Here is a 15,992-nt window from a genome sequence, read left to right as displayed (position 1 = left end):
CAAATGAGACAAGCTATTTTTGAAATTGACGTGTATTGTCACTAAATCTATGATAGACATTTTCATAGTAAAACGAAAATTCCTTCTAATTTTAGCTCAATGAATAGCCTAAAACCGGAACCATTTTTTCCCAAAGCCCAATTTTCAGCTTTTGCTATAGGCACTCTCTTTCTTCTCGCCTATTGGTACTTTGGCTTCGATGGCATCACATTCAGCGACGATGTCTATTACTTACTTGCAGGCAAAAAGTTCTGGGAAGGTACGATGGAAGTCAGTGACTATCACTTCTCCAGTCGCTGGGGAGCTTACGTGCCGGCTGGACTTATTGGGTATTTGCTTGGATTTGATGCCCATATCATCTCTCTAATATCACTCATAAGCTATGTTTTGACGCTATTTTTACTACTGAAAATTCTCCCCAAATCAGCAGCCGCCTGGGTTTTGGTTTTGTGGTGTTGTACGCAGGTTTATTTTCTTCATTTTCTCACCAAAGTCTATCCGGACAGCCTTTTGGTGCTCTTTGTCTGTCTAGTTCCTGTAGCAGCCTCCTACCGAAAAGCTAAACCTGTATTTTCTGGGTTTATGTTGGTTTTAGCTTTGTTTTTAGGTTTTCTAACGAAGGAAACGATTGTGCTATTGGCCCCTTTTCCCCTTCTACTTTTTGTCCTTGATCTGAGGAGGAAGGCTATTTCCAGCCCATTTTACTTATCCATTTTGGTAACTGGGGTTATACTTCTCAGTGTCTACTTAGGCTATTTTTGGATAGAATTCGGCGATCCATTTCACCGTATTACTTCCATTAATGCCGGTCATTACATCTCTGAATTCACTTATGCTGACAAAAACTTTTGGTCAATGCTAAATAGGCTGACAATCTTACCCATTATTACTTTTGTAGAGCGATCTTATTGGGCTTGGATTGTCTTTGCCATGCCGGGAATTCATTTGGGATTGAATACCAAAAAAACTCCTCAGTTTGAATCCAGTTTAGCATTCCTATGCCTACTACTTGGATTTTGGTTTATGAGTTCCACGCTGGAATTTTACAATCCAATTTACCTTAACCCAAGACACCTGATCATACTTATTCCCATTCTTGCAATGTTGATTGCATTAGGCTGGAAGGAATGGCTAAGTTCCGGAAAATGGAGAATCAGAATAATGGGATTACTTGCTATGGGTGCTGTAATCAGTATCACGCAGATGGATTGGAAAATGGCTGGATTTCAACTGGCATTGGTGGGAGCTGTATCTATTTATCATTCAAAATTTCAGCCTATTGTTTTCGCTGGAATTCTAATTGCTCCAGCCTTACTGGCTATCCCGTATCAAAAAAATCTGAAGCAATACAATTTCATGATTGAAACTTTAAGCAAAGAAGTTCAATCATCTGGAAACCAATCATTTTTATTGACCAATGATTTTCTGGAATTCAGTGATCAAGTGCTTTTCCCTGAAGATGAAATCAGTCAAGAAAAGCTCAACGGGTTAGAGAGTCTATTAAGCTGGGAGAATTCCAAAACGGATACTGTTAGACTTGTGATGTACTCCTATTACAGGCATGCCTATCCGCAGGAACAAGAGGAATTTGACCGTGTACTGCTCAAGCTTGAAAAGCTGGGATACACCTTACAGGAAGAAGAAAGTGACGGAGTAATATGGAAGGGGATCTATATGAAAGAGCTGAAATAATTTCAAATTTGAAATCTCTAATTTGAAATTATTTACTAAAAATGCTTTCTATCCAAAATTTCCGCTGTCGCCGTTCGTGTCGTCACGAACGGACTTGAATATCCGCTTTTCCGTGAGTGAGACACTCACGGAGGCTTTAGTGGTTAAACATAGACTTTTAGAAAAGAGTCAAAGGCACTGATTGCTGTCTCTAAAAATACTTTTTATCCAAGAGCTCTTTCAGAACAATAGCGTCTCTGATACTTTGGGGATCTTTTAGCATTCGGGCATATCTACTTCTTCCATAACTGGATGATTCTACAGTCACTTCTTTCAAAGAAGGAATTTCTGGAATTCCCTTGGAGGTTTTAGTTAGATCAGATTTTGTCTTTTCGAATGCTCCTTGATAATATTCAATTTCATCGTCTGCCTCTTCCCATTTTTTGGTTGGAAATCTCTTCACCGCAGGAGCTGGGTCAGCTCTCCACTCCGGCCTTACTACTGGCTCAGCTGTACGCTGATACTCAATCGGTTTGGGTTGATTTACTGGAGCAGGTTGCATTCTAGGTTTCGTCGGCTCTGCTTGTTTTGGCTTTTGCGCATCGCGGATTTCACGCATCAAATCCTCAAAGGAAACCGGCTTCTGATCAGGCTCATCGGCCATTTCTTGCGACTCTCCATTCTGATTCTTTTTCCTGCCTTTGGTAGCCTGGTAAATAAAATAGGCTAAAACTGCGACGATATAAAGTATATTTCCTAAATCCACAGTGGTAAGTTAATCCATTTCATTAAGTAATACAGAACTGGAAGAATGATTTATTTTAACCGAGGTGTACACGATGTATGACACAGAGAGCGGAAATCCATTATTTTTCAACTTGAAAATTGAATCTGATCATTGACCCTTTATAAATCTACTCACTGGGGGATGTCAAGTATTAATTACATTTAACCATTCGTGTGACACAAACATCTGCTATGTATTTTTGAACTCTGAAAACTGAGACTGATCACTGGGACTAACTACTGAGAACTAATAACTCTAACCGAGTACACCATTTTTTCCTGCCAGCAAGCCATCAAATCTTTGGACAATCTGCCAAATGATCTTAATTTGTTTGATTAATTAATTTACTGATATAAACACCTGTATTTCACCATTTTATAAATTATGGTGTAATAAATTGGGTATTATTTAGAGCCTTTTTAAATTACTTGAATTAATTATTACACCCGTATTACACCACTATTACACTACCAATTCAGGCATCAAGCCTAAAGCTAACAAAAAAAATCCTGAACCGTTTCTGATTCAGGATTCATACTATACATTAAGTTTTAATTAGGGTGATTAGCTCCTTTTCAATTTCAAATTAATGATTTAATTCATAAATCCAAAATAAGCCATTTTAAAGCTTTTTCTTTGGATTTGGAGTAATGACACCTTCAATGGGCTGAAGTCTTAAATTTACCCTGTTTCTGCAAGCCAGATTTTAAGCATTCTAAGCAGCCAGTGAATTTAAAATCTTTTTGAATTCCATTTTTCTCAAATCATTTTTTATCATATTGGCAATAACCACTGCAAATTCATCTTTTTCAAATAGTGCTTTAAAATATCCATTATCATCATATTCTTTTCTCACCTTCTCAAGGGTCTTTAAGAATGCATCATTTATATTTTTATCCTTTAGATTAATTGAGAAATCCACCTGATAAGATGAATATATTCTGTTAAGCTTTTTGATAAATGATTGATGATTATTTGTATAAAGTAATTCAGCAAATAGTTCACTGTCTTTTTTATAACAGAAAATAAATATAGTTGATATAGAGAGTTTATCATCTAAATTTAATAAACCTCTTGCAGTATTATATATTATTTTCTCAATTGACATACATTTTTATTTACTTACAAAATTTACTAATTAACTCTTCACTTATCCAAATAATTTTATTATTACCTATTGAAATATTATAACCATTTTTTTCTTTATTTATAATAATATTAGAAACATCATCTTTAGAAGTTATATTTTTCAAGACATCTTTTTTCTCAAAGCTCCAAATAAATCCACCTGCTGTTTTTGTTTTACCTTTAACATTTTGATAAATACTTGAATATGATACGCTAGTTTCTATTGATGCATTTTTAACTGAATTATATTCTTTAATAAACTCTCCTTTTTTAGTATATTGATAAATAATCTTATTCAAATTACAGTTACCTATTTTATCCTTTTTAGTATAACGCCAAACAAATCCACCAGCAGATTTTGAACCACGCTTTGCATTTTGTGTAATAGATGAAGCTAAAATATTTGTTTCTTTAGAAGCTTCTGAAATAGATTTAAATTCCTTAATAAAATTTCCATCCAAATCATATTGATATAAAAATTTGTAATTATACTTAACTGGTATGTCATTTCTAAAGCTCCAAATAAATCCACCTGCTGAATCTGCCCTACCATATAGAGTATGCGAAATATTAGAACCTAGTATACCAGAGAATTTTGAAGCTTCTTTAACTGATTCAAATTGGTTAATCAAATTCCCTTCAAAATCATACTGATAGATAATCTTTTTAACAACAGGTTGAACTTTATCCATTTTCACAAAACTCCAAATATAATTTTCAAAAAATTTAGTATAACCCTTTGCATTTTGTGAAATTCCGTAATATTTAATATTTAACTTTTTAGAAGCTTCTAAAATTGATTTATATTCATTAAGAAAATTTCCATCTAAATTATATTGATATATCTTTTTATATCGACTAGGTACAGATTGTAATTTTTCATAACTCCAAATAAATCCTCCTGCTGATTTCTTATGATTAGTAATATTTCGATAAATAGAAGATGAAGCAACGTTAGTTTCTTCAGTTGCTTCTGCAACTGAAATATATCCTTTTATATAATTTCCATCCAAATCATATTTGAATACATTCTTATTTTTTTTATTTTTCATAGTGTTTATTTTTATATAAATACTACAAAATCAGAAAAATTTAAAAAATTCTAAAACTTTTTTTCATTTAATTAAATGAACCTGAAATCAATTGAAATCAGGGCATTTATATTTTAATTTAAATAGATTAATTATGCTGCAATTGAAACTTTCTTTTCAGCATATATTATTTGAGTCAAAGAAATTCCTTCAGATAAAGATAATTCCCCATCAGAAAGGGCAATATTTAATTCACCTGCGAACCTTATCCAGAAATCAATTCTAAGGTCTTTATTCATTAATTTAAGATGTTCGATTATTAAGGCTATAGAATCACTGTTCTTTTCATTAACTGAGACTATACCGTGTAGAATGGCAAGTTTATCTACTACCACTGGAATTATCACCCTTAACCGATCCTTTATTTTATCATCTACATCACTTGGAATTATACCAGTAACAATATCAGCCAAAGGAGATTCAACAATTTCTTTTATTTTATTGGTAACATTTACAGCGACACCAGAATTATCTTTTAAAAAATCAAAACTAACTCCAATCCATTTTTGGATAAAATTTTTAATGTACTCGAATATCTTTTTCATTATTATACTTTTATATAATAATTACTAAAAATTTATAATATTGTGGTGTAAACAAAAAAAACCTATCTCAGAAAGATAGGTCTTTACATTTATATCAAAAACAAAAAATTATTATACTTCAAATATATCAATAAATATTAATTGAATCAAAAACTCTTTGAATTTAATTTCATCTTCTAAACTTATCTCTATTCTGTTCATATTTATATCATTTTAAATAAATACTATTGGAATTTCAAAATTTTTAAAAGCAGATAAATTATTTTTAAGGTATATTTCTAATCAATTTAAATTTAGCGGTTGCCAAACTACTTATATACCCCTTATCCTTTAAAGGAAAAGAGACTGAATCAGTTTTCAAAATATGATATACACCGTTAGTTTTTAATAAGTCTATGAAAATTTTCCCTGCACTATCATTGGGATTTAATGGTAATTGGAACATTTCATTTTTAATAGGTTCTATTACTGGTAAATCTTCAATCTCATTAACCAATGATTCAAAAACCTTAATTTTCGTTTGATCATTTACATTTATGGTTGCATTAATTCCTTCAATCTGAAATGATTTAATCAATGCATCTGCAATGGCCTTTAGGTCACTTTTCCCAGCATATAATGAATCGTGAACTGTGAGCACCTCTTTACTGTATTCGATTGAATCTAGTGCCCTAAAAACAACCTCTGCCTCTTTTTGTTGCATTAGGTGTGACAAGACCTTATGATCCTTTTCCTTTATCTGAACCATAACCGCAAAAACTTGCGGGAATTGGGCTTTAAATGATTTTTTGATTTTTGACTGGAATTTATTGGATGAAAAAATCATCTGAAAAACTCCGTCTTTTGCTTCATTCCTACTTAGGTCAAATTCAGTGGCAAAATGTTCATATAATTTCCCATCGGTTACCAGTTGGATAAAATGATTGGTGGTATCCTCTAAAGTGATTGATTGGCTTTCTAACTGTGATTTAACTAGTGAAGCCAAAAAGATCATTTGACTATTCACCACATCAACAAATGCCAAATTCTCATGATTTATCCTCAATGCCCCTCTAAGCGATTTAGGCAGGTTGCAAAAGTTGTTGTAAACCCTTTTTCCCTTGGCTCCCACCGTCTGGAATTTGTTTGTTTCCAGTTGATGCAAAAACATTAAATCATTAGCTGATAGGCAAGTTTGATCTATGTGGCTGGTTTGGATGTTGGATAGGGTTCTGAATAGTCTGGAAAGGGTTTGGGTGTCCTTTTCAATTCTCTTTACCCTCTCATTAATTACCTTATCAACGAATTTAGAATCAGTTGCTGAAAATGCTAGTACAAAAAAATCTGCATTCTCATTAACTAATCTATATGCTTTGGACTCTTTGATACCTCCAAAATTTCTATGGTTCTTTACCAATTGAATAATTCCAGCATTAATGAGATTATTAATTATTGGCTTGTAATAATCCTTTCCCAAAAGTGATCCAAGTAAAATGCTGGAAAATCGACAATATTCTCTGTCTTTATTGAAAACCCTAAAGGTGTAAAGTTTATCTATTAAGTAAAAATACTTTACCAAGTGGTCATTAATATGTCTTTTTGTTACTCCTATTTCTTGAAGTTGATTTGAAAGTTCATTTACAGTTAGGTCTGTAAATAATTCTAGTTCATTTTTTTCTACATTTCTTTTCATTAAGATAATGATTACTTTGCTTTGTATTTCATTAATCAGATTTAGTAACCAGAGTAAAAACAATGGAATAGTTAATTACTCTATTCCATTGTTTCAGTTAGCAAAATAATCTTAATGAAATTAATTTAATGAATCCATACGATTCATATATAAATACAAAGTAAATCTCATTTATTTTAATAATCAATAAAAAAAGTTAAAATATTTTTAATAATATATAATAATTGAAATGACGGCTTTGGTCTTTGGTGGTTTAACTTCGTTACCACCACGCCAAACCCTGTTTCAATTATTGAATATGATTATAACGAATATAAGATAATCAGTATTAAAAACATATATACCCTTATGTGCCCTGACTTATTCCGCTTTATATGTACCCTGAGTTAATTACCTTATATGTACCCTGACTTATTCCGCTTTATATGTACCCTGACTTATTGACCCATCACCAGTAATAGTGATAATCTGGAATATCACCTATTACAGTGATACCTCATAAAAAGCTAAAGAAAATTATTGAATTATCTTTACATCAATACCCTTCTCACTCAAAAGATTCAATATTTTTAGTTTATCATCTTCTGAACACTTTTTACCAAATTTAATAGCTTTAAGTGAAAAAGGGTTGAATCTAAAATCTTTAAAATCTTCAATATTATCCAAATTATTTAAATAGACAAACCTAAATTCCTCTTCTTGCCAATACTTACTTTTAAGCTTATTGTATAGAAAGTAATTATAAAAATCAAATTTGGGATATTTAAAAAAATTAATATCCCTATACTTCTTTATATAATTAACTTTTCCTGCACCAAACAAACCATCTTTATATTCATCAAAAATTTCATTTAAATCAAACTGAAAAACAATACCTCTAGAATTATCTGCGTAATGGAACCAACAGAAGTTAGAATTATAATTTAGAGAGAAACAAGTAACCTTTGCTTTATTATATTTATCATTTAGCAATTTTTTATACATCGCCCTTACATTTCCAATAACATCTAAATACCCATTATGTTGAGGTTCAAGTATTTTTAGTTCCTCTAAATCCTTTATATAATCATTATGTAATTTAGGATAACTAAAATCTACCAAATCAATTGGAACGTCTTTCTTATCCTGAAAATTTCTAGGTGAATTAAATCTAATATTCCCAGATTCCAATATACATACTGCACTTTCAATAGAACAATATTTATATAATAATTTCATAATATTTTCCCAAACTCCATTAATTCATTCTCTGCCATCAGTTGTTTCAACTTTGATTTTCTGGTCTTATTGGCTTCTACCTTTTCAAATTCCAGAAGCAATTGCATTAGCTTCATTCTAGTTTCTTTGTCTCTTATTTGAAGTCCATTCTGTTTGAATGATTCCGATATGAAATCAATGGCATTGTACGGTGTTACCATTTCACCCCTAAATGCTGCATCTGCGGGGTGTACAGGTTCATTGCTTACATTCAGTAGTATTATACCATTGTCGGCCTTAGAAAGCATTCTCAGGGCGTTGTCAATTAGTTTATTAAAGTTCATTATTTTATATCTCTTTGTTAATTAAATCTAAACGATTTGAATAATTAATATTAATATTTAAAAATTCATCACGTGAGAATAAAAATCTCCTAAGCAAATATCTTCCCGTAGGAAAAAGTTCAATACTTACTAGTTTATTATCAATCATTTCAAACATTCCAGCACCTATTTTTTCTAACATAGCTAAGTGATTTCTATCGACTGATTCTAATTCTTTATGCAATTTCCCATATAACTTACTAATATAATTACCCAGATTTGTAATTGCTTCGTCAGAATTATCTCTAATAATTCTATCAATATTTTCATCCACCAAATCAAACTGAAAATCAAGATTGATTGTTTTCTTTAGGTGATCAATATTTGCATTCTTTTCATCCAAAACGGTTTTATTTTTTGCTGCTAATTCTCTTTCAAACTTAAGCTCATTTCTCAGTTCTTCATTTGAGGCACTAAGATCGTCAAGTTGAGTTATTCCTTCTTCAATTTTTTTAAGATTGTACTTTTCTTGTGCAGCCTCTTTTCTTTGAGTATAATCTATCTTCAATCTTTCATAATAATTTCTCCTTCTCTCCTCAATTCCACTTTTTGATTTACTTTCTATCCAGTTAAAAACATAACTACTTCCCAATGTATAGCCAATAGCTAAGACTAAAGGCAAGACGGTTAAAAACCACCAATTCATGTAAGCTGGTGATTTTTCAATTCTGAATTCAAAAGTGTTTGAACCAAAAACAATATACCCCCAATATTTCCAATTCCAGATTAACCAAAAAAAGAATAAAGAACCTAAAAAAGGATTCTTAATACGCTCAAAAATAGCATCTTTTGTTTCTTTAATAATTGAACCTAGTGATTCCATAAGAATTGGACTTAAAAATATTAAAAGATTGATTTATCTACTTTATTAAAATTAGGAAATTGTTTAGGTGGAAACAAAATTTTAGAATATAAGTATCTACTTACTATATATCTTCCAACCCCATAAAGTTCTATATCAGTAAGCACACCATCATCAGAAAATCTAGCAAACATATACCCACTATTTATTAAAAACTGCATATCTAAAACAAATTCATCATTAAAATTATTCCTAACAACAGTACCAATACTTTTACATAAATTAAATATTGTAAATCCAAAATCTAAAATTTCTGAATCATCATGCTCTTCAATAAATTTTATAACAGTAGAGTCTAATAAATCTACTTGAAAATCAATATTAATAGCTTCAAGGGTTTGTTTAACAAAAATATTCTTTAAATCATTATCAGATTTTAATATAATAAATTCATTAGTTTTAGTTTCTAAATCAGTTTGAAGTTTCTTAATTTGTTGTTCTAAATCTACATATCTTTTAAATCTCGTTCTAGCATCAGCTAAATTATGTTCTGCATCAATTCTAGCAGTCATAGCATTCATTTCTGCTATTTCTTTTTGAATTCTAATTTCAAATCTGTTTATATAAGGTTTCTTTGTTTGCTTTTCAATAAGTCCAAATAATATATCTTTTAAAAAAACGTACAATAAAGCTGAAATTAATGGTACCATTAAATTTCTTAACCAAAACTCCCAACCAGTATAAAAATCTTCTATTTCTTCATACCTCTCTAAGATGGGATAATCAGAGAAAAAAACCAGAAAAGGAATACGCCAATTCAACAAAAGCCAGAAAAAGGTGAATGACAACAGAAAAGGATTTCTAAAACGCTCATTTACAAAATCTTTGGCATCTGAGATAATCCCAGATATTGAACTCTCATTTTTATCTTCTTCCATAAGAATCGTTTTAAAAATAAAATAAATAAAAAGCTATAAATTTGAAACCATTGTATTTTTGTGCCCAATCTTTTTAACCGTCTCAAAGTTAAATTTCTCCTCATTTACTAATCCTTTTGCATATAGGAATCTACGGAGAATATATCTACCAGATGAAGATAATTCTATATTAGTTAAATGCTTTGTTGAAGAAACTTTAAATCTCCCAAATTCAAGATTCTGTAACTCATTTATACTATCATTGTATAAACCCACATTACTACCTAAACTTTCATACAAATTATAAATTTTTTGCCCTAGTAATTCAACTTCTTCATTTGTTACTCCTTTAATTAACTTTTGTACCTTATCTTCTCTTAAATCAAATTGAAATTCTAAATCGACTATTTCTTTATATGACTTTAATTTACCTTCAAAATGAACTATTTGATTTTCTAATGTTAGTACTCTATTTTTTTCTTTAGAAATTTCATATTTTAATTTAGAAATTTCAGCTGTTAAATCTTCTCGCACTTTAAATTTTGTTTTTGCTTCTTCAAGATGAACCTTTGCCAGTTCCACTTTTTCTTGTGCTTTTAAACTTTCCTCTTTATTCTTCAAGAAGTTTACCCACCTTTTCTTTTTCCCATATGCAGTTACTTTTTCGATACCCCAGAACAAGTAACTGCCCAAAATCACATACCCCAAAGCAGATAGTATAGGCCACAGGAAGAAATTGAGGGGAGAAAAATAAACTTCTTCAATTTTCACAAATTTTTCCTCTATTAAATCACTTGCAAAAATCAGGTATAAAATACCTTTCCAATTAAAGGTAAACCAAAAGAAAGTTAAAGCTCCTAGAAACGGATTTTTTATTCTCTCTTTTATGATATCCTTAAAATCATTGAGTAATTCAGTCATTTTTTTAAAGTTTATACGAAAAAAGTAAAATTTTTCAGATTTCATACTATTTATATTAAATAATTTAAATATGACTAGAATCGATAAGTACAAACTCAATGAAAAAGAAATAGCATCTACACTAATGCAATATTCTGGATATAAACCAGATGAATATAAAATAAATAGCTCAATCAATGATTTTGAGCCAGTGGATTTAGTAATATTTAAAAATAATAATAAACTATCCCACATAGAAATAAAATGCCGTGAATCGCTTAAAATAGGCTATATGATAGAATACAAAAAATTAACATATTTTCTCAATAAAATAAAGGATGAAAAAGAACAATGCAGATATATTAATTATATCGAATCTGAAGATATTTTAATAATATTCAACATAAATAAAAGAATAAAAAATGTACTTAAAAATGTTTATGCCAATCTTGGAGGTTTATTCAAATTTGACGGATACCGCAAAGGAGCCTTTCAAAATAACAATAATCAAAAAACATATAAAGATAAATATTTTTTGGATTTATACTTTAATCCTGAATATGGCGATACTGCCATTTACAACTTCAGCGATAAATTAAAATTAGAAAATATTCCTTTCGAATACGAAAAAGTCAAATAGTAAAGTATTTATACTAAACAACTACATATGAAAAATCTAACAACTATTTTAGCATTAATAATGACCATCGTTTATTATATCTGCCTTTTCATTTCTGGCTTTGCTATTTATTTTATCATTCATCCATACGTTATGTACTTATTTATGTTAATTAATATAAATGTACTATTGGTTGCCTCGATAGCCTCGTTTATTCTACTTATATTACAGTTTATATTATTTTATAATAAATTCAAATCTAAATTATCTAAATTAAAAAACAATGAAAACAATTAATGGACTCAAACTTTTTACAATTTGTCACTAAACTAACCGTTAAACGTCATCGCAAAAATAATGATGATACAAAAGACATTATCCAAGAATCATTAATCCAGCTATGGGAAAAGGGTATCAATCAAATCGAAGATAATGAACTTAAAATTAATCATATAATTGTTTATAACATCAATAAATTCAACAGGATTTATAACAACAATAAAATAATAACTGTTGATAATAATTACTATTTCGACTCAAAACAGGATTTAAATCCACCAACTAAATTTGATTTCAATATTGATAAAATATATGATATGTATTCTGAATTCCTTGCTGAATATGGAAATGATTTTATAGATGAAAATTTGAGAATGTTTTATTCTATAAAATTCGAAAAAGCATCATATAAAGAATTGGGTAAAGACACCCCCACCAACAGGAAGAAAGTATCTGATATTTATATTGCATTTAAAAATTATCTATTCGAAAAGAATATAGAGTTAACAGATTTTTTTGATGAAATATAAAAATAAAAGTTGGGGAAAAGATACAGGATTCTATCGCAGAAGAAATTGGAGGGTTCTAAGGGAAATAAAGATTAATCAAAATCCTATATGTGAATTATGTAATAGTATTAATATTACTACACCAGCCGTTTATGTTGATCACATATTGAATAGAAATTTATTCAAGGAATATGAATTGGAAACTGACAATCTTCAATCCCTTTGCCCCACTTGCCATAGCCAAAAAACTAGGCTTGAATTACTATTTGAATCAAGTGATAGGTATTTAAAAGAATTCGATTCTGGTAAACTTCAATATATATGTACTATTGAGGCTAAAGAAAAGCTTCTAAACTTACTAAGATAAAAATAAATATAGTTGTTTAAGTTTGTGTCTGCTTATATATTTCCAATATTCCAGACATTAAAAATAATTCATTTTCCGCATTAGCTTCTGCAAAATATATACTTAAACTACCATTCAAGGCACCACCTGAATATCCAGTTGCAGAGGTAGAAGTTTGATTAAAATGTCTAACTTCATTTGTTACACCATCATAAACATAAATATATAAATCTATTGTATGTCTATAACTTGACGTACCAGTTCGTACATTAGATATTTCAAAAGTAAAATTACCTACAGTTCCATTTGACCAATTATAATTTTGAGTATTCAAACCAAATGTTGCCCCAGTTGCGATACTACCACCAATACTACCTATTAAATTAGCTGCATTTCTTGTTTGTATTTTACCTTTAATAACCATTTTTGCAGTATCTCCTATATTCATAGTGGTAAAAGTGGTTAATGGTGCATATCTTACATTATATGTACCTCCTGCTGTAACATCTGGATTCCCATTTGTAGCAAAATCAAAAACATAAACACGTGGATTTGCTATATCACTTAATGCTTGTGATGCTGTTCTTTTCCTTAATTGACCTGTTGTTGCATCTATTGTAACAAAATCACCTGCACCATTATCAACTTTCTTTAGCAATACATCACCATCAGATTGAATTTCTAATCTTGAAGTATTATTTGTGCCAAATATTAAACCTGCATTTGATGTGTTATTGATTGAAGCATTACCACTGGCATCATATTGCCCCAGATTCAATGCACCAGAAGCACCACCCCTATATTTATGTAAAAATTGAGCTTGTGAAAATATGCCCAATGTATTTGCTGTGTTATCCCATTTCACATAATCTAATGATGTATCACCAAAGGTAATATCTGCATTGAAATTCTTTACACCTGTAATAGTTTGTGCTGTATCTAGTGTTACACCATTACTATTCATTTCAATTGGATTGCCAAAAGAATCTGTTAAAATCATTTCAAATTGGGTATCTCCTGAACTTTTTACAAAATATATTGAATTTGCTACAGGTGATACTGGTAATGATTCTACTTTATTTACTTTTAATGTTGCCATATTTTATTTTAAAAAATTTAATTATTACCAACCTAATTCACCCCATTGCATTTCTAGATTTGGGTTTCCTGCAACGCCATCTGCATTAGTAATTTCTATTGTACCACTAGCTGATACTAATGTTCTTGAAGCTTGTGCACCTATATCAGCCAATACTTGTGATGCTGTTCTTTGTTGTAATACCCCTGTAGCGGAATAGGTAGCAAAATTACCTGTTGCGTTTGCTATAGATTGAATTCTTACAGTACCATTAACATTAAGCTTTTCACCTGAATCTGTAGATGTTCCAATTAAAAAATTGAAACTGTTATTTATATAACTTACTGCTCCTGCTCTGATTCTAACCCCTTCTGTTCCTGTAGAATCAAAAAGTTGTAAAACACCATCATCAGTACCACCAGTATCACCTAATCTAGCAATTACAGTCGACCCAGTTTTAACCTCCAGATACTTATTTGTTCCTCCTTCAATAGAAACTATCCCGCTACCATTTGGACTTAATACTATATTCCCATTCCCACCACCTGTAGCAAGTGTTAGATTACCTGTTGATGATTGAATTGTTTGTGCTCCGTTGGATTGTAATACACCTGTTGATAAAATAGACCATCTAATAATATTATTACTGTATAAATTTATATTATCAATACCTAAACTTATACTAGAATTCCAAGTAACTCCATTATCTATTGATGATAATATATTAAATGACTGACTTGTAGCCCCACCCGTTCTGATTAAATATTTTCCATCAGTTCTTGTTTTATGACCAATGATAAGTCCATTATTTCCGTCTATGCTTGAAACCTTTAGACTTGAATTTGTATTATCCCAAACAAATCCACTATCGCCTATCTGTGTACCAGTTCCATTCCAGAAAGATACTTGTCCTGCTACACCTGTACCAGTTATTGGATTAGTGAGAACTGCTTGAGCACCAATATCACTTAATACTTGTGCTGGTGTTCTTCTTCTTAATATACCGCTTGCATTAGCTGTTACGAAATCACCAACTGCATTAGTTAAAGTCCCAACAGCAAAATCACCTGAATTATTTATACTAAAAGGACTTGTGTATCCAGAAAAATCTTCTGTACCACTAGACCGATCCAATCTAAAAGAATTTCCGTCTATTATAAATCTCCAACCAGAACCTGCACCTGTAGCACCTGTTTCATACAAAATTATACCAGTGTTTGCATCTCGAATAAATATTCTATTATTGAATGTTTTAGTACCTGTAATTGTTTGAGCTGTATCTAAGGTTACATAATTTGAAAGTGCTGAAGGCTGTAAATATCTTGAATCACCCCAAGTTGTATTAAATGAAATGGTTCTATTTTCCGATAAATCACCACCACCTGATAAACCTGTACCAGCGGTTAAAGATCTAGTATCCAAAACATAATCACTTAGCTTAGTGCCTAATGTCAACGGGGTAACGTAAGCAAATGCTTCACTACCTGCATTCACTTCTAAAGTTGTCGCAATTCTAGTAAGACCTGTTACGGATTCAGTTGCATTATCAGTGTTGGCTTGCAATACGAACCATTGAGTCCCAACAGCAGCTTCAGTACCACCACCATTATCAGTAATAGCGGTAATCAAATCACCAACCTGCACAAGAATACCAGAAGCACCACCAATTTTACCTGCAACAGTTACTTTATAGGAATCACCAGCATCAGCAGCAGGATAATTTGGTTCAGTGCTACAGTCTAAAGGTAAGGGTACTTTCATCCCCTGACTTATTTGAGTTGATAATGAATTTAATTGCCCCTGTACCTTTTGGAATGCCTGTAATATGCTATCACTTGAAGATAATGCCGTATCAGAACCAGCAGAATATCCACCCAATAGCGTGCTTAAAACATCATTCCCATCAAGTATACCAACAGGGAATAAAGTTCCAGCGGTATCAGTGACATATAATTTAACCCTGCTATCTGCTTCACCCTTCACATAATAAACTGTATTTGTGCTTGCTTCTGAAGGTAAACTGAGTACTTTTTTTATTGAATAAACTGCCATTTTAATTAGTTTAAAA

At 30.8% G+C, this 15,992-nt stretch carries 16 protein-coding genes; 4 read left to right on the top strand and 12 right to left on the bottom strand.

Annotation, left to right across the window (positions count from 1 at the left end):
* Positions 1-99: 99 nt before the first annotated feature.
* Positions 100-1,692, top strand: coding sequence for a hypothetical protein (locus tag SYJ56_RS08035; protein WP_323833265.1), 1,593 nt, complete (start codon positions 100-102; stop codon positions 1,690-1,692).
* A 190-nt stretch (positions 1,693-1,882) separates the two neighbouring features.
* Here SYJ56_RS08035 and SYJ56_RS08030 read toward each other — a convergent pair whose 3' ends face one another.
* The 10 genes from SYJ56_RS08030 to SYJ56_RS07985 form a co-directional block, all read right to left on the bottom strand.
* Complete coding sequence (locus SYJ56_RS08030; protein WP_323833263.1) at positions 1,883-2,437, bottom strand: hypothetical protein; 555 nt, start codon at positions 2,435-2,437, stop codon at positions 1,883-1,885.
* 736 nt (positions 2,438-3,173) lie between these two features.
* Positions 3,174-3,566, bottom strand: coding sequence for a hypothetical protein (locus tag SYJ56_RS08025; protein WP_323833261.1), 393 nt, complete (start codon positions 3,564-3,566; stop codon positions 3,174-3,176).
* 10 nt (positions 3,567-3,576) lie between these two features.
* On the bottom strand, positions 3,577-4,638 hold the full coding sequence (locus SYJ56_RS08020; RefSeq protein WP_323833259.1) for an NUMOD1 domain-containing DNA-binding protein: 1,062 nt from the start codon (positions 4,636-4,638) through the stop codon (positions 3,577-3,579).
* Between the two features lie 131 nt (positions 4,639-4,769).
* On the bottom strand, positions 4,770-5,222 hold the full coding sequence (locus tag SYJ56_RS08015; protein WP_323833257.1) for a hypothetical protein: 453 nt from the start codon (positions 5,220-5,222) through the stop codon (positions 4,770-4,772).
* Between the two features lie 265 nt (positions 5,223-5,487).
* Positions 5,488-6,246, bottom strand: a complete 759-nt coding sequence (locus SYJ56_RS08010) for a hypothetical protein (RefSeq protein WP_323833255.1) — start codon at positions 6,244-6,246, stop codon at positions 5,488-5,490.
* Between the two features lie 1,164 nt (positions 6,247-7,410).
* The gene (locus SYJ56_RS08005; protein ID WP_323833253.1) at positions 7,411-8,112 is read right to left on the bottom strand and encodes a hypothetical protein; all 702 of its coding nucleotides are present in this window, start codon (positions 8,110-8,112) and stop codon (positions 7,411-7,413) included.
* Positions 8,109-8,435 carry a hypothetical protein gene (locus SYJ56_RS08000; RefSeq protein ID WP_323833252.1) on the bottom strand — a complete coding sequence of 109 codons (327 nt, stop codon included), beginning with the start codon at positions 8,433-8,435 and terminating at the stop codon, positions 8,109-8,111. The genes SYJ56_RS08005 and SYJ56_RS08000 overlap by 4 nt, the downstream gene beginning before the upstream one ends.
* Before the next feature lie 4 nt (positions 8,436-8,439).
* Positions 8,440-9,297, bottom strand: coding sequence for a hypothetical protein (locus tag SYJ56_RS07995; RefSeq protein ID WP_323833250.1), 858 nt, complete (start codon positions 9,295-9,297; stop codon positions 8,440-8,442).
* A 20-nt stretch (positions 9,298-9,317) separates the two neighbouring features.
* On the bottom strand, positions 9,318-10,214 hold the full coding sequence (locus SYJ56_RS07990; RefSeq protein ID WP_323833248.1) for a hypothetical protein: 897 nt from the start codon (positions 10,212-10,214) through the stop codon (positions 9,318-9,320).
* Between the two features lie 33 nt (positions 10,215-10,247).
* A complete protein-coding gene (locus tag SYJ56_RS07985; protein WP_323833246.1) occupies positions 10,248-11,114 on the bottom strand; it encodes a hypothetical protein in 867 nt (288 codons plus the stop codon).
* 70 nt (positions 11,115-11,184) lie between these two features.
* On the opposite strand from SYJ56_RS07985, the gene SYJ56_RS07980 reads away from it, so the two are divergent.
* The 3 genes from SYJ56_RS07980 (at position 11,185) to SYJ56_RS07970 (ending at position 12,867) form a co-directional block, all read left to right on the top strand.
* Complete coding sequence (locus SYJ56_RS07980) at positions 11,185-11,733, top strand: hypothetical protein (RefSeq protein ID WP_323833244.1); 549 nt, start codon at positions 11,185-11,187, stop codon at positions 11,731-11,733.
* Positions 11,734-12,008: 275 nt separating this feature from the next.
* On the top strand, positions 12,009-12,521 hold the full coding sequence (locus tag SYJ56_RS07975) for a hypothetical protein (protein WP_323833242.1): 513 nt from the start codon (positions 12,009-12,011) through the stop codon (positions 12,519-12,521).
* The gene (locus SYJ56_RS07970) at positions 12,511-12,867 is read left to right on the top strand and encodes an HNH endonuclease (protein WP_323833240.1); all 357 of its coding nucleotides are present in this window, start codon (positions 12,511-12,513) and stop codon (positions 12,865-12,867) included. Before SYJ56_RS07975 ends, SYJ56_RS07970 begins: the two co-directional genes overlap by 11 nt.
* Before the next feature lie 16 nt (positions 12,868-12,883).
* Here SYJ56_RS07970 and SYJ56_RS07965 read toward each other — a convergent pair whose 3' ends face one another.
* Positions 12,884-13,945 carry a hypothetical protein gene (locus SYJ56_RS07965; protein ID WP_323833239.1) on the bottom strand — a complete coding sequence of 354 codons (1,062 nt, stop codon included), beginning with the start codon at positions 13,943-13,945 and terminating at the stop codon, positions 12,884-12,886.
* 24 nt (positions 13,946-13,969) lie between these two features.
* Positions 13,970-15,976 (bottom strand): hypothetical protein, encoded by a 2,007-nt coding sequence (locus SYJ56_RS07960; RefSeq protein ID WP_323833238.1) that lies wholly within the window; start codon positions 15,974-15,976, stop codon positions 13,970-13,972.
* Positions 15,977-15,992 lie beyond the last annotated feature (16 nt).

It is taken from the genome of Algoriphagus aurantiacus (assembly GCF_035156405.1).
In the GTDB taxonomy this organism is placed as follows: Bacteria; Bacteroidota; Bacteroidia; order Cytophagales; family Cyclobacteriaceae; genus Algoriphagus; species Algoriphagus aurantiacus.
This window is presented reverse-complemented; position numbering and strand designations above follow the sequence as displayed.

Bases quoted from the DNA above. Each gene is read 5' to 3' on its own strand.
- SYJ56_RS08025 (WP_323833261.1), bottom strand. From the start codon at position 3,566: ATGTCAATTGAGAAAATAATATATAATACTGCAAGAGGTTTATTAAAT.
- SYJ56_RS08020 (WP_323833259.1), bottom strand. From the start codon at position 4,638: ATGAAAAATAAAAAAAATAAGAATGTATTCAAATATGATTTGGATGGA.
- SYJ56_RS07970 (WP_323833240.1), top strand. From the start codon at position 12,511: ATGAAATATAAAAATAAAAGTTGGGGAAAAGATACAGGATTCTATCGC.
- SYJ56_RS07985 (WP_323833246.1), bottom strand. From the start codon at position 11,114: ATGACTGAATTACTCAATGATTTTAAGGATATCATAAAAGAGAGAATA.
- SYJ56_RS08000 (WP_323833252.1), bottom strand. From the start codon at position 8,435: ATGAACTTTAATAAACTAATTGACAACGCCCTGAGAATGCTTTCTAAG.
- SYJ56_RS08035 (WP_323833265.1), top strand. From the start codon at position 100: ATGAATAGCCTAAAACCGGAACCATTTTTTCCCAAAGCCCAATTTTCA.
- SYJ56_RS08015 (WP_323833257.1), bottom strand. From the start codon at position 5,222: ATGAAAAAGATATTCGAGTACATTAAAAATTTTATCCAAAAATGGATT.
- SYJ56_RS07965 (WP_323833239.1), bottom strand. From the start codon at position 13,945: ATGGCAACATTAAAAGTAAATAAAGTAGAATCATTACCAGTATCACCT.
- SYJ56_RS07995 (WP_323833250.1), bottom strand. From the start codon at position 9,297: ATGGAATCACTAGGTTCAATTATTAAAGAAACAAAAGATGCTATTTTT.
- SYJ56_RS07975 (WP_323833242.1), top strand. From the start codon at position 12,009: ATGGACTCAAACTTTTTACAATTTGTCACTAAACTAACCGTTAAACGT.
- SYJ56_RS07980 (WP_323833244.1), top strand. From the start codon at position 11,185: ATGACTAGAATCGATAAGTACAAACTCAATGAAAAAGAAATAGCATCT.
- SYJ56_RS08005 (WP_323833253.1), bottom strand. From the start codon at position 8,112: ATGAAATTATTATATAAATATTGTTCTATTGAAAGTGCAGTATGTATA.
- SYJ56_RS07990 (WP_323833248.1), bottom strand. From the start codon at position 10,214: ATGGAAGAAGATAAAAATGAGAGTTCAATATCTGGGATTATCTCAGAT.
- SYJ56_RS07960 (WP_323833238.1), bottom strand. From the start codon at position 15,976: ATGGCAGTTTATTCAATAAAAAAAGTACTCAGTTTACCTTCAGAAGCA.